Consider the following 21,905-nt stretch of genomic DNA (forward strand, 5'->3'; position numbering starts at 1 on the left):
ACCCACGACCCCGAGATTACAAATCACGTGCTCTGGCCAACTGAGCTATATCGGCATTCACAAATTCGCACCCGCTTGGCCATTGTTTTTCCAGTGCGAAACGGGTGCAAATTTAGAGATTAATTTCGAAATAAAAAAATATTACTGCATTTTTTTATTTTGTCCGTGTTTTTTCTTTTGTTTTCAACAACTGCTTTGCCAAAGCATCTACAGCCATATCTACAGCCTCCTCGAAAGTATCGGCTATCTTACTCGAGAAAATATCATCCGATTTCGGGACGAGCAGCTTAATACCTGCTTCTTTATTTTGTACAGCTTCGGGTTTTACCACTTTCAGGTTAACCTCTGCAGCAATAATATCATCACAATACTGATTAAGCTTGGAAACTTTTTTCTGAATAAAATTTTCCAACTGAGTAGAAGCATCGAAATGAATCGATTGAATTCTAATTTCCATAATTACCTCCTTTTTTATCGGCCCGGGGATGAGCCTGTTTGTAACTTTTTTTCAATTCCTCGAACGTAATGTGCGTATACACTTCGGTAGATGCGAGAGAACTGTGCCCGAGCAACTCCTTCACGCTGTTCAATTCAGCCCCGTTATTCAGCATCGCAGAAGCGAATGTATGGCGCAATACATGGGGACTTCTTTTGGTAAGTGAACAAACCGAACTCAAATATCGGGTAATTACCCTATAGACAAGCTGCGGATAAAGCGGTTCTCCATTTTCCCGAACTAAGAAACTACCAGTAGCACCACCAGCTTTCTCATTCCGAATATCGACATACACTCTTATCATATCCCTTAATTCTTTACCGAAAGGAATGATTCGCTGTTTATCCCTTTTACCGGTTACTTTCAGCGAACAGGAATCCAAATCGACATCCGTATCCTGCAAACCGATCATTTCGGAACGACGCATTCCGGTCGAATACAACAACCCGATCATAAGCCTATCACGAACGGCATTAAAACCGGTTCCGAAATCGACTTCATCAAGAAGTAAATCCATTTCTTCCTGTTTTACAAACGAAGGAAGCCTTTTTCGAATCTTAGGCAACTGTATATTCCGAATCGGAGTATCAGGAATAACCTTCTGCAATACCAAAAACTTAAAGAACGAACGCAGTGCAGAAATCTTACGCCCGACCGACCGTGGCAAATCCCCTTCTTTAACCAGCGAAACGATCCAGTTTCTTACCTGATCTCTGTCGGTTTGTTCTGGGCGAAATTCACCGGTCTCACGCACTACATAGTCTCTAAACTGAAATAAATCATTTTTATAAGACAGAACGGTATGAGAAGAATAATTCTTCTCATACCGAATATATCTTAAAAATGATTCAATCAACATAAAGAGCGTTGTTTATATCTAACGCTACGAATATAACAAAAAGAATTCAATCTTCCAACCTCAGAAGGCTTTTTATTCTTCAGTTTGCTGCAATTTCTGAATGTAAATAGCGCGCATCACTTTTTTACGATTCGCAACAGAGGGTTTTTCGAAAGCCTGACGGTTTCTCAATTCTTTGATAACGCCTGTTTTCTCAAATTTTCTTTTGAACTTCTTCAATGCTTTTTCAATGTTTTCGCCTTCTTTTACTGGAACTACTATCATATTATTTAATAATTTAAAGATTTCTTGTAGATAAAATGCGGTGCAAAATTACACATTGTTTCTTGATAAACAAACCTTTCGAAGTTATTTTAATCGTTTTCCCCACATTTTAATATTTTTCACATTACCGATAAGCCTTTTCTTATTTATATCTCAAAAGCATTTATTCCCCTAAAATCCCGATGACAAACGATATACGTAATAGGATTTATTATTACCCTGTATTTTCTTTTCCCGATATTAACCTTTATCTTTGCTGATACTGTTATATTTCACATTTATACATTGTCCTATGAATAAAAATATTCCCACACGGGTAAAAGACCTTCGCCTGAAAATGGCAGATAAAAAAATAAACGCGTACATCATACCGGGAACCGACCCCCACCAAAGTGAATATAGTGCCAATCATTGGAAAGCAAGAGGCTGGATTTCGGGGTTCAACGGTTCTGCAGGAACAGCTGTAGTAACGATCGATGACGCGGGACTTTGGACCGACTCCCGTTATTTTTTACAGGCAGAGATACAACTCGAAGGTACAGGATTCAAATTATTTAAACAAGGTTTGCCCGGCACACCCTCGATACAAGAGTGGTTGGCGGCAACTTTACCTTCGGGAGCTACCGTCGCAATTGATGGATCCATGTTCCCCTATAAAGAGTACGAAAGTCTCGCAACTTATTTTACGAATAAAGGACTTACTCTGGTCACCGATTTTTCTCCTTTCGACTCGATATGGAAAGACCGGCCGGAAATTCCAACCGATCCGGCTTTTGTTTATGACGAAAAATACAGCGGAGAATCTACCGAATGTAAAATCAGCAAAATACTCGAAAAAATCGGGAAAGACGAAGCAAATGCTATATTACTTTCGGCCCTCGATGAAATTGCCTGGACATTGAATATTCGGGGTACCGATGTACAATGCAACCCTGTAGCAATCTGTTTCGCCTATATTTCAGACAACGAAAGAGTGCTTTTCATGGATGCCCGAAAAGTCTCTGAAGAAATGAGCGAATACCTGAAAAAAAATAAAATACAATTAGCAGATTACACCAAAATTTACGATTTCCTGTCGAAAAGAAAAGGAGATTCTGTATTTATCGACCCAAGCAAAGTTAATTATAAACTGGTTTCGTCGCTAAATTCAAGTTGCAAGAAAATATTCGGCACTTCTCCGGTAGCTTGGCTGAAAAGTATTAAAAATGAAACGGAGATTGCCGGTTTCAGAGATGCGATGATACGAGACGGGGTTGCTCTGGTAAAATTTTTCCGCTGGCTCGAAGCCAATATTCCAAGCGGTAAAGTAAGTGAAATCACGATTTCGGAAAAATTACGTGAATTCCGCTCTCGACAAGCATTGTATGTGGGAGAAAGTTTCGGTACGATCGCCGGGTTTAACGAGCATGGCGCCATTGTACATTATAGTGCTACTCCCGAAAGTAACGCCACTATTTATAACAAAGGGTTTCTGTTGATAGACTCGGGTGCACAATACCTCGACGGTACTACCGACATTACCCGCACCATAGCGCTGGGAGAACTTACAGAAGAGCAGAAACGAAACTTTACTCTCGTACTGAAAGGGCATATCGCTATTGCAACTTGCATTTATCCGCAGGGTACACGAGGTGCCCAAATCGATGTTCTCGCCCGCCATTTTCTTTGGAATGAAGGCCTTAATTATCTGCACGGAACAGGTCATGGGATAGGACATTTCCTCAATGTACACGAAGGGCCGCAAAATATTCGTCTCGAAGAAAATCCCACTCCGCTCACCCCCGGAATGGTCACTTCCGACGAACCCGGTGTATATCTGGCGGGAAAATACGGTATTCGTACTGAAAATCTGATTCTCACCGTACATCATTCCCATAATGATGAATTCGGAGATTTCAACGCTTTCGAAGTTCTCACTCTTTTCCCCATCGATAAACGGGCCATCGACAAATCATTACTTAATGAAAAAGAATTGCAGTGGCTTAACGATTATCATTGTAAAGTATATGAGAAACTAAGTCCGGGACTCGATAACGAAGAAAAGGAATGGTTGAAAAAAGCAACCGAAGCAATTTAAAAGTACAATAAAAAACTTATAATTTATGGCTCTTATTAAAAGTGTACGGGGATTTACTCCAAAAATAGGAGAAAACTGTTTCCTTGCCGACAATGCGACCCTTATCGGTGACGTAACTTTAGGCAATGATTGCAGCATTTGGTTCAATACGGTATTGCGCGGCGACGTTAATACCATAACCATCGGGAACCGTGTAAATATACAAGACGGTTCGGTATTGCACACTTTATACCAAAAATCGACGATAGAAATCGGAGATGATGTTTCTATCGGGCATAATGTAACCATTCACGGCGCTACCATCAAAGACGGTGCGCTGATAGGTATGGGAGCGGTAGTACTCGACCATGCCGTTGTAGGCGAAGGGGCGATCGTCGCTGCCGGATCTGTCGTACTCAGCAATACCGTGATAGAACCGGGTAGCTTATGGGCAGGAACTCCTGCTAAGTTTATAAAAATGGTAGATACCGAACAATCGAAAGAAATAAATCAGAAAATCGCTAAAAATTACCTAATGTATTCCGAATGGTATACCCAAGAGTGAACATTCTTATTAATTAATCGGAAAATTATGATTAGACAGGATTTTATAATGAACCAAATTGAAGAGCTTTCTAAAAAGATCGCCCGGCTATTACGTAAAAAAGAGAATCATGAACCCGACATAGACACTACAACCGATGAATGTTATGGTGATCTGAAGCTCAACCTCATGACAATTACCAACGAAACAACAGAGGATATTATCGAAAAAATTCCGCAATGGGAACTACTCGAATTATTAGTAACTATCATGATAAACGACGATCGGATTAATACAAACCGGGAAATGATGAAAAAAGCGCAGGAAATACTTTTTTATGTACAGGAAAAAGATAAAACCTGGTCTTTTGAACGAACACAACTTTCTGGCAGATTGTCGAAGATCCTTAAATAAGACGGTTCAAAATTCTTTTCCTGTTGCAAACACAGCAGGAAAAGAATTTCCCAATAATATAATATATAAACCGTTCAACGTATTGCTTAATTTATTACGTTTTAATAAATACTTTCCGGCAGTTAATATACGACACTAAATGAGTATATTATATATCAACAAAATAGAAAATATAATAGATAATTCGACATTTTAGCAATATGTAGAATTTTTGTTCGATAAACCGTCATTAAACAGTTTTAAGTTGATTTATATGAAGAAATCGCATCGCCCAGACCTGAATTTGACGCCTACTTATCGGAAAGCATCTATCACCCAGTTTGTAACAGTTTCTCCAGCTAATTTTCCGCATGAATCGGTTTTGGCAACATCTCGGATAAAAACTTACGACACATTAAAAACTTGCCAAAGATTATAAAACCAATCTGGAAAAAACTTACCGTAAATACATAAAACTAATGATCGAACAAAACAAAAAACATAAGATTTCACCGCTATGTATTCAAACGAATAAATGAATACGGCTTGCCTTTTGAAAAATAGAATGAATGGGAAACCGAAAAAATAAACGTTATGAAGCCTATCATTGATAAAATAAAATACTCCGCCTTCGTATTATTATTTCTCCCCACAATAACTTTGGGACAAAGATATGATACAATCCCCCAATGCGCATCTACGGGAAAATATAGATTTGACCTGCTGTTATTATGCGATTCGGACGGTAATATCGATTATGATAATTTCGGTAAAATAAATATTATCGACAAAAAGAAAAATTATATACACCAAACCATTGATTCTGTGTTCATTATTACAGCTGTTGGCACCACAGATAATGCAATTGAAATAAGGGACTACAACTTCGACGGATACCCGGATTTCAGAATTGTCTCATTTGCCGATATGCATGGTGATAATATCGATCATGATTATTATTTTTATAATCCGTCCACTCATAAATTCTCTTTAATTTCAATCGGGTACCGAAATACGGATGGTTATTGGAGTAACTTGACCAATGGTCGGTTCGATCCCAATAACAAGAAAATTTACGAAAATATCGATTATAAAGCTTATAGTTTATCGGAAGTACACAATGAATATAAATGGAACGGAGATTCTATTGAATTAATAAAAACAGACACAATCTATTTCCCACCGGTAAAAAAACTATGTTGCCTATTAATAGATACCACACATATCGAAGAAATGTATGGGCAGCGCTTCGACGACCCCTGGAGTGCTATTTTCCACAGTTTCCCCATTAAAAAGAAGGAAAATGCAGCTATATACCTAAAATTAGCTTTGAATTATTCTCAAAACAGCTCGATCTATGAATACGATCCCTACTACGCCGATGAAAACATAAGCGAGTTTATTATCCAACAAATCATCAAATTTTTTCCCAAAAACAAAAAGGTTTGGGTAGCATATGGCGATATTTTATATCATAAATACCTTCTTACTAAAGACAAATACGTACTTCTTGATATGGAGGACGCTTATCAAAGATACATCGAGCTAATGACAAAACGAGGTAAAAAGCGTAAGATCCCCCCGTATATTTATAACAGGATTAAAGAACGTGAAATACTTTTTTAAAATACAATTACAAAAAAACGAAAAATAATAGAAACGAAGTCAAGGGACTATAAAACAATATCTTCTTGTCATTACATTATTATTTTTTTCGGTCTGATAATCCTTTTTTATCTTTTCCCTTACTTGTACCGGCAATCGGCGAGGAGGGTTTATCTCCGAGAGTAGAAGTTATCACCTTTGCCCGTTTATTACGTTCTCCTCCGCGGGTTCCGTTTTTCCGTTCTCGTGCCCTATAATCGATTTTTTCACGTTGAGATTTTGGTACAAAATCTTTCTTTGCAGGCTTTTTCTCCTCTTTTACAGGCAATACAACCCGTAATTTAAGTATCTCACCATCAATTTTTACTTTATCTGTCATCTTCACCCGGTCACCCGGATTAGCCAGAATCCCATTGATTGTAACCCGTTCATCGATAATCAACTGATCGGCTTCCCGACGTGAACAAAAACCTGTATCCGCAATATATTTATTTATACGAACGGTATCTTTGTCTTTTATCTGTTTTCCCATCTATTCTAATATTATACGCTTTACATCTACTTTTTCACGTAAAAAAAGAGTGGCCGCCGACGAAAATTTATCTTCTGATTCGGTGGTATAAAACCGGCAACTGCCATTTTTCGTACAACGGGCGTCCATATCTTCATGTCGCCGAAAATAGTCTTGAAGACAACGGGCAACCCACTCGCCCTGAGCGACAGGAGTCACATCGGCTGGTAAAAATTGTCGTATTTTAGGCAACAGCAAAGGATAGTGCGTACATCCGAGGATAACGGTATCTATCCCTTTTTCCCGACTTAATAATCTGCCAAGATGTTGCTTTACAAAATAATCGGCACCATCACTTTCGTGTTCGTTATACTCTACCAACGGTACCCACATCGGACAAGCCTCCCCAAACACCTCGATATCAGGATATATTTTTTTAATTTCAAGCGGATAAGAATCTGACTGTATAGTACCTATGGTTCCTAATATTCCCACTTTACGACTTTGCGTAATACCTCCGATTGCCTCTACAGTAGGCCGAATAACCCCCAATACACGACGATCGGGTGCCATTGCCGGTAGGTCGTTCTGCTGTATCGTTCTTAAAGCTTTAGCCGATGCCGTATTACATGCCAAAATCACCAAAGGGCATCCCTCCTCGAATAGCCGTAAGACAGCCTGTCTGGTAAACTCATACACGATTTCAAACGACCTTGTTCCATAAGGAGCCCGCGCATTATCGCCCAGGTATATATAATCATACTCAGGCATTGATCTGCGGATATTCTCCAAAATCGTGAGGCCTCCATATCCCGAATCGAAAACTCCGATAGGCCCAGATGCATTAACCGGAAACGTCATATCCCAATATTCGTTGAAACAGAAAAGGATGATAATCTTTTTATCATCCTTCTGTATCTGTAAGGTTACTAAATTTTTTATTTAATACCCAGTTTCGCTTTCAGCAAAGGAGTGATATCTTCGCTCGGAGCTCCACTGTAAACAATACTCGGAACGGCAAGATCGAAAATATAAGTAAATTTCTGTTCTTCTCCTACCGCTTTAATCGCATCTAACAACTTCTGCTGTATAGGAGCATATAGTTCCTGCTGCTTCTTTTCCAAATCTTCCTGAGCTATCTGCTGGAAATTACGAATACGATTTTGCAACTCGTCCACTTCCTGCATACGGCGTGTCTTAATATTTTCGGGAAGGGAGTCCTGAGTCGCCATAAAATCTTTGTACTTTTTATCGAACTCTTCCCGCAATTTCAAAAACTCGTCTTCATACTTTTTCGTAAAGTCCGAGAAAGTTTTCTCAGCGGCTGCTCTCTCAGGCATAACCGACATGATTTCCTGAGAATTAAAGTTTCCGAATTTATACTGTGCAAAAGCACTCAAAGGCATAGCACACAGTAAAACAATCAACAATTTCTTAAACATACTATTACTATTAATTTTTATTTATCTCAATTATAACATTCCGCAAAAGTAAGCATTTATTTTGAATATCCTAATTTTGCCAGTACATCATTGCTTACATCGATACGGGGTGAAGCAAAAATAATATTCGCCGAAGAGGCTCTGTCGATTATCATCTGATAACCTTTTTCTTCCGAAATTTTCTTTACGGCATTATATATATCGTCCTGTATCGGCTGCATAAGGCTTTCCCGCTTTTTAAACAATTCCCCTTCAGGGCCGAAATACTTACGCCTTAATTCCTGAGCTTCTTTTTCTTTCGCAACAATTTCCTCTTCCTTCTTGGTTTTCTGTTCTTTAGAGAGATATACTTGTTCCGATTGATAAGTCTTATACATAGCCTCAGCTTCTTTCGCCTTCGTTTCCACTTCTTTTTGCCAACGCTGAGAAACCTGGTTCAACTGCTCGTTAGCCATTTCATATGCCGGAATATTCTTTAATATATACTCCATATCGATAAGCGCAAACTTTTGGGCTTTTCCTTCAGTTACCGCAAAAGCCGCTATTGCAGCCAAAATCAAAAAAAACTTTTTCATATGACCATTTTTTTGATGAATGAATTCAAAATATCTTATTCTATTAAAAACCATTTTCATATCCGAAAAGTTTATTCTATATCATTAGAATTCCTGTCCGAGTATAAAATGGATGCGTGAACCTCCCCGGCGACCAAACACCTTATCGAAACCATAGGCCCAGTCGATACCCATCATACCGATCATCGGCAGGAATATACGCACACCTACACCGGCAGAACGCTTCAACTGGAAAGGATTAAAGTTACGTATGTTTTGCCAAGCATTACCACCCTCGGCAAATGTTAACGCATAAATCGTTGAGGAAGGTTGCAACATCAGCGGGAAACGTAATTCTACACTCATACGTGTATAAGCATAACCTTCGTAACCCCACGGTGTTAACGAACCGTTTTCGTATCCGCGAAGGCCGATGGTTTCTTCTGCATAATTATTACTGTAACCCGACATTCCGTCACCCCCTACATAAAACGTTTCGAACGGAGATTTTTTATATTTGTTATATGAACCCAGAATACCAAATTCAGCACGTGTCATCAACACCAATGTATAATCATCGTCTTTAATCCGAAGATTGGCCAATGGAGTAAACGTACGACCTTTGAATTTCCACTTATGGTACTCAATCCATTTATACATTTTCTCCCGGTCACTTTTATTATTGTCGGGATCGAGTTTAGAATAGTCGGTCTTGCTAAACAGCGAATACGGTGGTGTCAACTGTAAAGAAAGGCTGAACTCAGAACCATTTCTCGGGAAAATTGGAGAATCGACCGAACTACGCCAGAAATTAAGACCTAACGAAAGACTATGGCAATTACCATTCTGCAAGAATCGTATATAACGCCAGTCTTTCAACATATACAACTGATAATTAATCTCTGCCGAGAAATTAAAGAAATCATCGGGCCATGACAGCCTTTTACCGAAACCTACCGAAACACCGATCATCTGCAATGACTTACTGGGGTCATATGCGTAGCTATAATCATAGCCGCTACCGTAGTTATTATAATAATTATCATAATAGTTACTGTTATAATAATATCCGGTATTGTAAGGATCGAGATAATTCTGATTCCAGTACTGCGTACTAACATCTGTCTGGCGACTATAATATGCCGAAACCGAAAGGGAATTAGGCCGTTTTCCACCAAACCAGGGATCAAAGAATGAGACACTGTACGACTGGAAATACTTGGCATTGGTTTGGGCACTTATCGTAAATGTTTGACCGTCTCCCTGAGGAATAATACCTTTATATGCTTTGGGATTCAAGAAATTCTTCACAGAGAAATTAGTGAACTTCAAACTGAGCTTACCGATTACCCCGGTTTGTCCCCACCCGGCTGAAAACTCGATCTGGTCATTGGCTTTCGACTGCAAACCATAAATAATATCTACGGTCCCGTTTTCATAATTCGGTTCGGGGCGGATGTCCATATGTTCAGGATCGAAATGGCCGGTTTGTGCAATTTCACGTGCAGAACGCACCAAAGCCTCTTTGTTAAAGAGTTCACCAGGTTTCGTTCTTAACTCACGCCTGACTACATGCTCGTATAAACGGTCGTTCCCTTTTATCACGACTTTATTGATACGGGCCTGTGGACCTTCCTGAATACGCAATTCCAAATCGATAGAATCATTCTGCACATTCATTTCAATAGGATCTATCATCGAGAAAAGATACCCGTTATTCTGATACAAGTTAGCAACCGCATCATCATCTTCAGATATACGTTCTCTCAACAATTTCTGATTATATACATCGCCCGGCTTCATTCGTAAAGTATAATTAAGCGCATCGGTAGAATATACCGTATTCCCGACCCAGCGAATATCCCGTATATAATATTTCTGTCCTTCATTTACCTTGATAAAAATATCAACGGTTTTATCGTCATAAGGCACGACACTGTCCGATACGATAACGGCATCCCGGTAGCCGAGTTCGTTATATTTATCGATAATACGATCGAGGTCGGCTTTATAATTCTCTTTTACAAATTTTTTGGTACGGAAAAGATTGACCAACTTACGTCTTTCGTTGGTTTTCTTCATCGCCCGCTTCAATTTCTTATCGGAAATAACATTATTTCCTTCAATATCGATATGATGAACCTTAATTTTTTCCTTTTTATCGATATCGATATCTACAATCACTTGGTTTTCGTGCGATAAGTCATCTTTTTGCAAGATCTGTACATCGACATTATTAAAACCTTTGTCCTCAAAATGCTTTTTTATTAGAAATTTGGCCCGGTCCACAAGATTAGGAGTAATCTGGCTACCGGTAATGAGCCCCAATCTATTTTCCAAATCTTCTTTTTCCGATTTTTTGATCCCGTGATAATTTACCTGAGAAATACGCGGACGCTCACGAAGCGCAATATTCAGCCATATTTTTCCATCATATATTTTAGTAGCCGAGATTTCAACATCCGAAAATAGCCCATTTTTCCAAAACTGCCTGATAGCCTGTGTAATATCACTTCCTGGCACCTCGATAACTTCTCCTACGGTAAGTCCCGAAAGACCGATCAGTACATAATCTTCATAATTTTTAGCACCGGAAACAGTAATACCGGCGATCTCATATTTCTTAGGGGTTGCCGAATAAAGTATTTGCGGGTTGTATATCGTATCCGATTTCGCTTCGGTCGCAGTTTGAGACCAAACCGTACTTCCCATCGAAAGGAATAAAACCAACAATAATAAATATTTACGCATATTGTGCTGCATTGTTCTTTTTACAATTCTCATAGTTGTTCACTTGTTTTTCCAAAGCGTCTTTCCCGCGACTGATAATCGACAATAGCTTTATATAAATTTTCTTTTCCGAAATCAGGCCAATATTCGGGAGTAAAATATAATTCGGCATACGATAACTGCCACAACAAAAAATTACTGATACGAGTCTCCCCTCCTGTACGTATCAACAGATCGGGATCCGGCATATCAGCAGTCATAAGATACCGGTCGATAACTTTATCATCTATATCTTCTGCTTTCAGCTTGTTGTCTTTTACATCAGACGCTATATTTTTCACCGCACGGGAAATTTCCCAACGGGAGGAATAACTTAAAGCTAAAACCAAAGTAAGGCCCGTACATACCGAAGTATCGTCCATACATTGTTCGAGGCGTTTTCGTGCATCTTCGGGAATACGGGATAAATCTCCGATAGCAGTAAGTCGCACGTTATTTTTTATCAGATCGGGAGTTTCCTTCTCGATATAATAAATCATAAGAGCCATTAATGCCGTTACTTCCTCATCCGGACGATTCCAATTCTCTGTAGAGAAAGCATATACCGTCAGATATTTCAATCCAATCTCAGCCGCCGCCTCGGTTACTTCCCGTACCTTTTCGGCACCGTATTGATGGCCGTAAGAACGGTCTTTCTTCCGCTCTTTCGCCCACCGTCCGTTTCCATCCATAATAATGGCCACATGTTGCGGCAAACGAATTTTATCTATCTGATCTTTATATGACATATACCGATCTATAAATTATTACAGATGGCTTTCTTCCGCCCGAAATCATAAGTTATCGTAAACCAGGTCATAGAATACCAATCTGTATTTTTAAACGCCGAACTTTTTATTTTATACGGATCGGATAAATCTTTTCCGTCGAGTTTATCCCCTAACGTTTTGCGCATCGAAAATTCGAGGCCAAGATTCCATCGTTCCGAAATTTTATATTTTACACCTATTCCTAATGGAATATTTACATTAAAATAACCGTCGTTTTTATGCGGAACATACGTAAACCCCAATCCGGCCAACAAATACGGGGTAAACCTGTACACATCGAGATACGCCGGTCCCATACCATAATGAAAAAAATTAAACTCGCCCTGAGCTCCCAAATCAATTAGTTGACGATTGAATTTAAAATTTTTTCCATCCGGAAACTGATTATTAAAACTTTGGGTATCTCCTTTTATCCCTGCTGTCGCCAAATTAAATTTAATCGACCAGCGATAATTGATTACCCGTCTCATAACCGCTCCGAAAGCCGCTCCCGGCTTATTAAATAATGCCGACTGATTGGCGTCTCCCATATAAAAGCCGACCCCACCCCCAGCACCGATTTCGTATTTATAGTCCTGAGCACCGGCCCGGGATACTACCATCGTTATTATAAGGATAAACCAGATAAATGCTTTTTTCTCCATATCAATTCTCTCGTATATAATAGAAAACGCATTATCAGGTTTAAAATTATCCGATACAGTTAAATTATTATACCCCCTTTACGGTATCGGAGCAAATGTCACACGGTTTATTACCCCTCTCCAAATCTGAGGATATAACACACCATTTTGATTTTCGCCACCAAACATATATATATACGGAACCAACTCTCCGGATCTGGTAGATCCGGCAAGTCTTCGGGGAATTTCTTTTTTAAAGAGCGTACGCCATGCCGAAGAACGTACGGTTATAATAGGCTCATCAAACACGACAACCGACGCAAATGCTTTTGCCGGGAAATAATTGTCATCAGGAGGCAAAGCCAGCAAGGAACCCGCAGGAGCAAGATCCCAATACACAGCCGGATCGGTAGTAGTATATACATCTTTCAAACATCCCGTCTCATTTTTACCTCCGATTACAAAAAATGTTTTATACTTAGTATGAACGGCTGTTTCCGAATCATATATAAATGTATAATACGGGAAGAACATGGCACCTTCACGAGGCGTTATCAACGACTGATTGCCCAATACGGCCCAGTTCTGTCCGTCATATCCCCATACAGCAGAGGTTAATGTGCCATCTTGCAAACGACCACCGACGATTCCATTTTGAGGAACCCCGAAATCACCTCCGTCGAAAATTTCTATCATATTACTAAATCCGGATATAGGAAATAAAGGACTAATCGGTTGTTGTATATAGCCTTCGGGACGAGGATAGACGTCATGTTTATATACGCCCCCATCTTTAATAATTCCCAATATCTGCTCACCATAACTTCCTATCAATGTATAAAATGTCTGATTACCTTCTGCCAATGTCCAGAACTTACCATCGGTAGATTTATAAAGTGCCTTTTGATCCGAATCGCCGGCTAAAGCATAAAAAGCATCTTCTGTTGCCTGAATAGTAGCCATATTAAGAACAAAACCGGGATTGAAAGAGGATTTTTGCCAAGATCCGAGATCAGAAGGTGTCGCAGATACTCCTACTTCATAATTGCCGCTTGCATCGGTAGTAAAACAATATATTTTATTCTGGAATTCAAGTGATTTCTGACGTATAGGAGTTAGAGAAGTGGGAAGGTCCGCTGCAGAAATTTCAGACCACCATAAAGAATCGGGAATACTGCGGTGTACCCTCAGATCGACTTCATATTTTTGTACCGTTTCGCCGTCAGCAGCGGTTACATTTATTGTTACCGGATAAGTGAAATCGATCGTATCATTACTGTTTGCCATGTAATCGATCGTCTTTATTTCGGCCTGATTACGACTATCGTAATACTGAACTTCAACCTTAGAAGGCGAATCGAAGGTAATATTTGCAGCCAAAGCGACAACCTTAGTCCCCATGGGTAAAGAATCGGCGTTAAAAATTTTCCCTTGCCGCGCATCGATTGTAAAATACACCTTACTGAGATTTTCCATTACAGTAGATTTATCGGCCAATGCAAAAGTTTTAACCAAAGTATTTTGTGATACAGGATAATTATAGTCGTCAGACTTATTACAAGCAACGCCGAGCAGTAACAGAACGGCGCTAAGCAGTAAATATATATTCCTTATCTTCATTCCGAAAATATTCAAGTTTACAGTTCAAGGTGCAAAAATAGAAACAATTTTTTCTTTCAACGATAGGAAGGCTGATAATTATAATTATTTAGGGATATAATATTTAAGAATCAGTTAATTTTAGCCTATAAAAACCGATTGTTTTCTTCATTTTCCAGCTTTCGATTTTATCAAAAGAAATCGTTATCGGGATTTATAAAAATAAAGATTTTCTTATTTCCATAGGATCGAATGTAGCGTAAAACACCAGGAAATTCAGGCGCAGGAACTCCTTCACCCAACATGTCGGGTGCAATTTCTATATGACACTCGTCCCAAAGCCCCGACTCTATAAAAGCATTCAGCATAATATTACCGCCTTCAACAATCAGGCTTTGTATCTTCATACGATTCAGTTCGGAAAGAATCCTCTGGATCGAGAAATCGCCACATTTAATTTTAACAATATCATTTTTATAATTTACTCTTTTTTTACATTCCGAAAAAACGAGAGTCGGGTTACCACCTGTAAACAATTGGAGTGTCTCCGGCAAAATTCCCCGTCTATCGATAACCACTCGCAAAGGATTTTTCCCCGTCCATTTCCGTACCGTAAGTGTCGGATTATCTAACAATGCCGTACGAGTCCCTACCAGAATCGCATCATTCTCGGCCCGTAATTTATGCACAAGCGCTGAAGTAACGGCATCCGAAAAAACTGCGGCCTGTTCCGATTCACTCCGAATACGATCGATATAACTGTCGGCACTTTGGGCCCATTTCAATATAACATAAGGACGCCGGAACAATTGAGACGTTATAAAACGTTTATTCAAAGCCCGGCATTCATTTTCGAGAACACCAACCTTTACCTTTATTCCGGCATCCCGCAACATTTTTATTCCCCGTCCCGCAACTTCAGGAAAAGGATCGAGAATACCTACCACGACATAAGGTATCCCTACATCGATAATAAGTTTACTGCACGGAGGAGTTTTCCCATAATGAGAACAAGGTTCAAGGGATACATAAATCACCGAATCTTTTAGTAAAGACTTATCTTTTACCGAATTTATGGCATTCACTTCAGCATGAGCCTCTCCACATTTCCGATGATATCCTTCCCCTATTATCTCTCCCTTATAAACGATTACGGCACCCACCATAGGGTTGGGAGACACATGCCCGTTACCCAAAGCTGCCAGTTGCAGGCAACGACGCATATAAATGTTATCGACAGTATCGGATTGTTCCATATAAGTCTTTTATTATTACCTTTGTATTTATGAAAACAAATATACAATATATATCGGATAAATTAAAAGGACTTTATCCCCCGGAAGAGATACAGAGCTTCATACGACTCATTCTCGAAGAAGTATGCCATTTCTCGAGTACCGATTTTATTCTCCATAAAAATATGATCTTATCTCCCTTTGAACAGGAAGAGATCATGCAAATAGTCGAGAGATTACGCCTCTACGAACCCATACAATATATTTTCGGGCATACATGGTTTTATGGAAATCGTTTCGAGGTTACGCCAAACGTATTGATACCGAGGCCAGAGACAGAAGAATTAGTGGAGAAAATCATAAGCGATCATCGGGGTAAAAGCGGGCGACTTTTAGATATCGGTACAGGAAGCGGATGTATCGCGATATCGTTAGCGCTTCATTTACGCGAAATGCAGGTAGAAGGATGGGACGTGTCTCTCGATGCTCTTACCGTAGCCCGAGAAAATGCCCGTAATCTAAATGCCTGGGTAGCTTTCAGTGTCACCGACATATTAAATTACGATGCTGACGAAGGGATATCGGAACAATATGACATATGGGTGAGCAACCCACCTTATATATGCAGAAAAGAAGCTGCTGCTATGTCTGAAAACGTAATCGAATACGAGCCTCACACGGCATTATTTGTAGAAGATCACGACCCGCTACTTTTTTACAGGGTTATAGGCGAAGCCGGTTTGAAACAGCTGGTTCCGGGAGGTTTTCTCTATTTCGAAATCAATGCATTATTCGGAAATGAATGTGCCGATCTATTGAATAAAATAGGGTATGAGAAGATCGAGGTGATCAAAGACATTTCGAAACGCGACCGATTTGTTATCGCCCGAAAACCTTTAAATAAAACGTTATGAGAAAAATGACTTCAGACGAAGCCTTACATCGCTTAGCCGCGCTTTGCTCTACCTCAGAACAGTGTGAAAGCGACCTACGCAGCAAACTATCCCGATGGGAAATCGATACCCACGACCAAGATTCGATCATCGTCCGGTTACGAAAAGAACGCTTTTTCGACGAAATACGTTACTGCAGAGGATTTGCAAACGATAAATTCAAATTTAACAAATGGGGCAAAATAAAAATAGCTTATGCACTCAAGCAAAAAGGCATAAATGATACTTATATAAAAGAAGCCCTCGAAAATATCGATGATAAAGCATACTGCAATTTATTATCCGATATTTTAATTTTGAAAAAAAAAGAATACCGGGGCAACGATATATATACCCAAAAAGCAAAACTCTTTCGTTTCGCCGCTTCAAGAGGTTTCGAAACCGAGATTATAAACAATATTTTGAAAAAGATTCTCAGTTAATCCCGCTATTTTGAAAACGATATTCAACGATATAGTCAATTTGTTTTATCCCGAATTATGCAGGATATGCGGACGATCGTTAATAACGGACGAAAAGTTTCTCTGCATGCATTGTCTGACGAAAATACCTCGTACCAACTTTGAAAAGAAACCGTATAATAACCCTGCCGAACAACTGTTCAGAGGAAAAGTACCGATTGAAAAAGCCGTTTCTTTTTTTTATTTTACAAATGAAAGCCCTTATCGAGACTTGATACACCTTACAAAATATGCCGGAGAGAAAGAATGCGGATTTTACCTGGGCGCATTATATGCCCGTGAATTGATGTCGGAAAATTTTTTCTGCGACATAGACCTCATCGTTCCCGTACCGTTACACCCCAAACGCCTTAGAAAAAGGGGATATAATCAGAGTATGTGGATTGCGAAAGGTATTTCTGAAATTACCCGATTACCTATTGAAGACAAACTACTGTTCCGTACAGGTCTGAATGAGTCGCAAACCCATAAATCGAGATATCAGCGTTGGGAAAATACCCGCGACATATTTACAAAAGGGAACTACTCACAGGCAGAAGGTAAACACCTGCTTCTCATAGACGACGTTATAACTACCGGTGCTACACTTTTAGCCTGCACAGAGACATTAAGTACCATTAAAAACATAAAAATAAGCGTATTAACCTTAGCCATAGCCGAATAAAAATCTAAAAAAAGAGATTGTTTTTTGATATATTACCTCCTATATTTTATTATCTTTGCGCTTTGTAAACCGAGTTTACGATCTCCTTAATAAAATTCATTAAGTAAAACCAATAGAACTACGAAGAAAATGAAAACCTTAGAGAAATCGCTCGCCGAAAAACTGTTAAAGATTAGTGCAGTCAAGCTACAGCCATCGAACTCTTTCACATGGGCCTCCGGTTGGAAATCACCGATATATACCGATAATCGCAGAACTTTATCATATCCGATTTTACGCACTTTTATAAAAGTAGAATTGGCTCGTTTGATTATGGAAAACTTCGGTGAAGTGGAAGCGATTGCCGGAGTTGCTACAGGCGCTATCGCTCAGGGAGCTTTAGTTGCCGACATACTCGGATTACCATACGTTTACGTACGTTCCTCGCCCAAAGATCATGGGTTGGAAAATTTAATCGAAGGTAACCTCATGCCGGGCCAAAAAGTAGTGGTAATAGAAGACCTCATCTCTACCGGAGGCAGCAGCCTCAAGGCCGTTGAAGCCATACGCAAAGCCGGTTGCGAAGTTATCGGAATGGCTGCCATTTTCACTTATGGTTTCCCGGTGGCTGTTGAACGTTTTAAAGAGGCTAACGTAAAACTGATGACATTAAGCAATTACAACGCCATACTCGAAACCGCTCTCGAAACCAACTACATTTCGGAAGAAGATTTGGAAACTTTGCAAGAATGGAGAACCGATCCCGCTAACTGGAACCCTAACAAATAATTATATGACACAATTCGAAAGTCAGGTAAAAACCATTAATTCGAACATCGGTAAAGTTTACAATACTCTTTCCGACCTGAATAATCTCGAAAAGGTGCAAGATAAACTTCCTGCCGATAAAATAAGTGATTTTACTTTCGATACCGACAGTTGCAGTTTCTCGGTTAATCCGATCGGGAACGTTACGGTTAAAGTCATCGAACGGGAGCCGGAAAAAACAATAAAGTTTACCACCGAGAAATCACCTATTCCTTTGTATTTCTGGATACAATTAGTGCCGGTTACCGAAAATGAATGTAAGCTGAAACTGACGGTCAAAGCAGAACTGAATCCTTTTATTAAAAGCATGATATCCAAACCGCTGCAGCAAGGACTAGATAAAATCGCCGAGGTACTGGCTAACGTCGTATACGAATAATTCTGAATATAATGGCGCAAAAACTCTGGGAAAAAAATATACAAGTAGACCGCGACATCGAGAAATTTACCGTGGGCCGTGACCGCGAGATGGATTTATATCTCGCCCCTTACGATGTTTTGGGATCATTGGCCCATATTACTATGCTCGAAAGCATCGGATTGCTTACTCGCGAGGAGCTCGATATGCTTACTGTAGAACTGAGAAATATTTATGATGTTGCCGTACAAGGTCGGTTTGTAATCGAAGACGGTGTAGAAGATGTGCATTCGCAGGTAGAACTTATGCTCACTCGCAAACTGGGCGATACCGGTAAAAAGATACACAGTGGCCGTTCCCGAAACGATCAAGTATTGGTCGACCTCAAATTATTTACCCGTGCCCGGATACAGGAAATTACGACACTCACCTCGTCTCTATTCGACGTTCTCATTACTCAAAGCGAGAAATATAAAAATGTGCTGATGCCGGGATATACTCACTTGCAAATAGCGATGCCTTCTTCTTTCGGGTTGTGGTTCGGCGCTTATGCAGAAAGTCTGGTCGACGACCTTACCGTACTTCAGGCCGCTTATAAAGTTTGCAACCGGAACCCGCTGGGTTCTGCTGCCGGCTATGGATCTTCTTTCCCTCTGAATCGGGAAATGACCACCCGCTTACTCGGATTCGACTCGATGGATTATAACGTTATTTATGCTCAAATGGGACGAGGAAAAACCGAGCGTATCGTAGCTTCGGCCATGGCCTCCATCGCCGGAACTCTTTCGAAACTGGCTTTCGACGCCTGCATGTTCAGTTCCCAGAATTTCGGTTTTATTTCGCTTCCTGCCGAGTATACGACCGGCTCGAGCATTATGCCGCACAAAAAGAATCCCGACGTATTTGAACTTACCCGCGCCAAATGCAACAAACTACAGGCTTTACCCTACGAAATCACGCTTATATCGAATAATTTGCCGTCGGGGTATTTCAGAGACCTGCAGATTATCAAAGAAGCGTTTCTTCCGGCATTCGATACTCTGAAGGAGTGTCTTATCATGGCTACACGCATGCTGACGCACGTTACCATAAACGACCACATTCTCGACGACGATAAATACAAACTTATTTTCAGTGTAGAAGAGGTTAATCGCCTTACGCTCGAAGGCATTCCTTTCCGGGACGCATATAAAAAAGTAGGGCTCGATATAGAAGCGGGTAAATTCGAGACCGATAAAAAAGTACATCATACGCACGAAGGGAGCATCGGTAATCTTTGCAACGAACCGGTAAAACTGCTTATGCAACACGTCATCGACGGTTACGGTTTCGAAAAAGCGAATAGTGCCGAACTACGGTTGTTAGGACAATAAAAAAATTTATTGTCTTTTGTCATCCGTTTTACTACCCTTGTCACTGTGAATGCAGCCATGTCATCCCGAGGCTCTGATGAAATTTGCGATTAAGCGAGAGCAAAACGAAACGCATGTTTCGGATTTGCCGAGCGTAAGCAAATTGGAGACGGCAGAGCCGGCTCAGTAGACCTCCTAATAGCGGTCACCTCGGATAATTACCCTTTGTCACTAAAGGAATTTGCCCTGCTCTTGCTACTATGGCATTGGGTAATTCCTTCTTACTCGTTAATGCCGAGGTAATGTCCCCGGAGTTTCTTCGCTCATCGCTCAACATGACAAGACTCAATAGTCGCTGACGCAGCGGGCACTAAAATTAAAAACCTCGGACCCATTTTTCCATTTATAATAAACATTCGCGAAAGAATACTTTTTAGCAAAATCAAAATATACAACGGCCGAGAAGGCAAAGTCAGTAGTATTACCTTTAGCTGAACGTTCTGTAGAAGCCCAATATCCGGGAGCCCCATACAAAGGGTTGGCGGGATATATATTGTTAACCGCCTCTTGCAAAACCCGGATTAACAATAATTCGCGCACTGTAGGCAACCGCCACCGCCGGCCGCCCGTCGTTAAGGCGCGGCAACCGGTTTTATTGGGAGTATCTATAAAGTCAGGCTGATCTTTATCTTGAGAAATATTGACATTCTCAAACCCCGACGCTTTATACCACGAACCAGGAGCTATATCCGTCGGCGCTATGATAAACCGCGCCGAGACCCGGCTGTTGATATCGGGGTTGCTACCGTTCCCGTTCCCCCGATCATACCGATGACGAATGGTAGCCCCATTCCGCGTAAGTACCGTACCGATAGGCCATATCGCCCTCGCGGGCATCCCTTCGGCATAAAAGACCGCGACCGGTTCGGTAAAACCGGGTATCGTTTCTTTCTGAATGTATTGCGCCGAAGCGTCGAGAAATAAGCCTGGGCATACGGCTGCCGCGCACAGGCCTAAAATAGAGATTCGCAAGATCGATTTCATTTTATTGTGTTTTATTGTCCTTTTCATTTTCGCTTCAATAGTTTATCTGACGTACCCCTCTTACAAAATAAGTACCGGACTGCACTTTATCATTATTAAAAAAAATTGAGTTACGACTAGAGACTAAATAGTAGGCAGAAGGGGCTCCGGGAGTTTTATAGTGCTCTACTGCCGTAGACGACCAATAGCCATAATAGAGGTTGTTGCTACTGGAAGGTAAACAAGAAGAAACATAAGCCCCGACCAACTCATACACAGATGGCAGATACCAATCTGAGGGGGCATAAGGTCCGGCAAGTGTACCATTCAGCCCGGTATAACAAGCGTCAATCGCGTAGAATTTTGTAGGATCGGTGTATAAACGGCTGGCTTTTGTATTCTCAAAACCATCCGAGTAGGAGCCTATATAATTATAAATGGGAGTCGGGCCTTCCACTGACGGGCTTGCCCATAGGAGAGTGTAGTTAACGGCATCTTCCGGATACACCTCTATTCTATTGGCATACCGCCATTTCACGGCATCGT

At 40.4% G+C, this 21,905-nt stretch carries 23 protein-coding genes and 1 pseudogene; 10 read left to right on the forward strand and 14 right to left on the reverse strand.

Going from position 1 to position 21,905, the window contains the following annotated elements; genetic code table 11:
- Nucleotides 1-154: 154 nt before the first annotated feature.
- The 3 genes from hpf to rpsU all read right to left on the reverse strand — a co-directional run bounded on the left by hpf (nt 155) and on the right by rpsU (nt 1,619).
- The gene (gene hpf / locus NMU02_RS13280; protein WP_255028447.1) at nt 155-457 is read right to left on the reverse strand and encodes a ribosome hibernation-promoting factor, HPF/YfiA family; all 303 of its coding nucleotides are present in this window, start codon (nt 455-457) and stop codon (nt 155-157) included.
- A complete protein-coding gene (locus tag NMU02_RS13285) occupies nt 447-1,355 on the reverse strand; it encodes a tyrosine recombinase XerC (RefSeq protein ID WP_255028448.1) in 909 nt (302 codons plus the stop codon). Before NMU02_RS13285 ends, hpf begins: the two co-directional genes overlap by 11 nt.
- 72 nt (nt 1,356-1,427) lie before the next feature.
- The gene (rpsU, locus tag NMU02_RS13290) at nt 1,428-1,619 is read right to left on the reverse strand and encodes a 30S ribosomal protein S21 (RefSeq protein WP_255028449.1); all 192 of its coding nucleotides are present in this window, start codon (nt 1,617-1,619) and stop codon (nt 1,428-1,430) included.
- Nucleotides 1,620-1,911: 292 nt separating this feature from the next.
- On the opposite strand from rpsU, the gene NMU02_RS13295 reads away from it, so the two are divergent.
- The 4 genes from NMU02_RS13295 (at nt 1,912) to NMU02_RS13310 (ending at nt 6,238) form a co-directional block, all read left to right on the forward strand.
- On the forward strand, nt 1,912-3,696 hold the full coding sequence (locus NMU02_RS13295; RefSeq protein WP_255028450.1) for an aminopeptidase P family protein: 1,785 nt from the start codon (nt 1,912-1,914) through the stop codon (nt 3,694-3,696).
- Nucleotides 3,697-3,721: 25 nt separating this feature from the next.
- The gene (locus NMU02_RS13300; RefSeq protein WP_255028451.1) at nt 3,722-4,240 is read left to right on the forward strand and encodes a gamma carbonic anhydrase family protein; all 519 of its coding nucleotides are present in this window, start codon (nt 3,722-3,724) and stop codon (nt 4,238-4,240) included.
- Between the two features lie 27 nt (nt 4,241-4,267).
- Nucleotides 4,268-4,633 carry a hypothetical protein gene (locus NMU02_RS13305; protein WP_255028452.1) on the forward strand — a complete coding sequence of 122 codons (366 nt, stop codon included), beginning with the start codon at nt 4,268-4,270 and terminating at the stop codon, nt 4,631-4,633.
- A gap of 573 nt (nt 4,634-5,206) precedes the next feature.
- A complete protein-coding gene (locus NMU02_RS13310) occupies nt 5,207-6,238 on the forward strand; it encodes an XAC2610-related protein (protein ID WP_255028453.1) in 1,032 nt (343 codons plus the stop codon).
- Between the two features lie 79 nt (nt 6,239-6,317).
- Here NMU02_RS13310 and NMU02_RS13315 read toward each other — a convergent pair whose 3' ends face one another.
- The 9 genes from NMU02_RS13315 to ribD form a co-directional block, all read right to left on the reverse strand.
- On the reverse strand, nt 6,318-6,749 hold the full coding sequence (locus NMU02_RS13315) for a S4 domain-containing protein (RefSeq protein ID WP_255028454.1): 432 nt from the start codon (nt 6,747-6,749) through the stop codon (nt 6,318-6,320).
- Nucleotides 6,750-7,589: a glutamate racemase gene (gene murI, locus NMU02_RS13320; protein ID WP_255028455.1), complete on the reverse strand. Its 840-nt coding sequence runs from the start codon at nt 7,587-7,589 to the stop codon at nt 6,750-6,752. It lies immediately after the preceding gene.
- A gap of 77 nt (nt 7,590-7,666) precedes the next feature.
- Complete coding sequence (locus NMU02_RS13325) at nt 7,667-8,170, reverse strand: OmpH/Skp family outer membrane protein (RefSeq protein ID WP_255028457.1); 504 nt, start codon at nt 8,168-8,170, stop codon at nt 7,667-7,669.
- Between the two features lie 56 nt (nt 8,171-8,226).
- Nucleotides 8,227-8,745 carry an OmpH/Skp family outer membrane protein gene (locus tag NMU02_RS13330; protein ID WP_255028458.1) on the reverse strand — a complete coding sequence of 173 codons (519 nt, stop codon included), beginning with the start codon at nt 8,743-8,745 and terminating at the stop codon, nt 8,227-8,229.
- 84 nt (nt 8,746-8,829) lie between these two features.
- Nucleotides 8,830-11,487, reverse strand: coding sequence for a BamA/OMP85 family outer membrane protein (locus NMU02_RS13335; protein ID WP_435522047.1), 2,658 nt, complete (start codon nt 11,485-11,487; stop codon nt 8,830-8,832).
- A 17-nt stretch (nt 11,488-11,504) separates the two neighbouring features.
- Nucleotides 11,505-12,242, reverse strand: coding sequence for an undecaprenyl pyrophosphate synthase (gene uppS / locus NMU02_RS13340; protein ID WP_255028460.1), 738 nt, complete (start codon nt 12,240-12,242; stop codon nt 11,505-11,507).
- 8 nt (nt 12,243-12,250) lie between these two features.
- Entirely contained in the window at nt 12,251-12,928 is a 678-nt protein-coding gene (gene porG / locus NMU02_RS13345; protein WP_255028461.1) for a type IX secretion system protein PorG, read from the reverse strand.
- A gap of 78 nt (nt 12,929-13,006) precedes the next feature.
- A complete protein-coding gene (locus tag NMU02_RS13350) occupies nt 13,007-14,527 on the reverse strand; it encodes a DUF6242 domain-containing protein (RefSeq protein ID WP_255028463.1) in 1,521 nt (506 codons plus the stop codon).
- Nucleotides 14,528-14,697: 170 nt separating this feature from the next.
- Nucleotides 14,698-15,762: a bifunctional diaminohydroxyphosphoribosylaminopyrimidine deaminase/5-amino-6-(5-phosphoribosylamino)uracil reductase RibD gene (gene ribD / locus NMU02_RS13355; protein ID WP_255028464.1), complete on the reverse strand. Its 1,065-nt coding sequence runs from the start codon at nt 15,760-15,762 to the stop codon at nt 14,698-14,700.
- A gap of 29 nt (nt 15,763-15,791) precedes the next feature.
- Between ribD and prmC the strand changes: the two genes are divergently transcribed.
- From prmC to argH, 6 genes are all read left to right on the forward strand, one after another.
- Nucleotides 15,792-16,655 (forward strand): peptide chain release factor N(5)-glutamine methyltransferase, encoded by an 864-nt coding sequence (prmC, locus tag NMU02_RS13360; protein ID WP_255028466.1) that lies wholly within the window; start codon nt 15,792-15,794, stop codon nt 16,653-16,655.
- Nucleotides 16,652-17,116, forward strand: a complete 465-nt coding sequence (locus tag NMU02_RS13365) for a regulatory protein RecX (RefSeq protein ID WP_255028467.1) — start codon at nt 16,652-16,654, stop codon at nt 17,114-17,116. The genes prmC and NMU02_RS13365 overlap by 4 nt, the downstream gene beginning before the upstream one ends.
- Nucleotides 17,117-17,222: 106 nt before the next feature.
- Complete coding sequence (locus NMU02_RS13370) at nt 17,223-17,819, forward strand: ComF family protein (protein WP_255028469.1); 597 nt, start codon at nt 17,223-17,225, stop codon at nt 17,817-17,819.
- A gap of 129 nt (nt 17,820-17,948) precedes the next feature.
- Nucleotides 17,949-18,587 (forward strand): orotate phosphoribosyltransferase, encoded by a 639-nt coding sequence (gene pyrE, locus NMU02_RS13375; protein ID WP_255028470.1) that lies wholly within the window; start codon nt 17,949-17,951, stop codon nt 18,585-18,587.
- 4 nt (nt 18,588-18,591) lie between these two features.
- Nucleotides 18,592-19,005, forward strand: coding sequence for an SRPBCC family protein (locus tag NMU02_RS13380; protein ID WP_255028471.1), 414 nt, complete (start codon nt 18,592-18,594; stop codon nt 19,003-19,005).
- A gap of 11 nt (nt 19,006-19,016) precedes the next feature.
- A complete protein-coding gene (argH, locus tag NMU02_RS13385; protein WP_255028472.1) occupies nt 19,017-20,357 on the forward strand; it encodes an argininosuccinate lyase in 1,341 nt (446 codons plus the stop codon).
- A 324-nt stretch (nt 20,358-20,681) separates the two neighbouring features.
- On the opposite strand, the gene NMU02_RS13390 is transcribed toward argH, so the two are convergent.
- Nucleotides 20,682-21,380 (reverse strand): Lcl C-terminal domain-containing protein, encoded by a 699-nt coding sequence (locus tag NMU02_RS13390; protein WP_255028473.1) that lies wholly within the window; start codon nt 21,378-21,380, stop codon nt 20,682-20,684.
- A gap of 34 nt (nt 21,381-21,414) precedes the next feature.
- Nucleotides 21,415-21,905, reverse strand: a pseudogene (locus NMU02_RS13395) (hypothetical protein); the annotation flags it as partial.

This window comes from Coprobacter tertius (genome assembly GCF_024330105.1).
GTDB classification, from domain to species: Bacteria; Bacteroidota; Bacteroidia; order Bacteroidales; family Coprobacteraceae; genus Coprobacter; species Coprobacter tertius.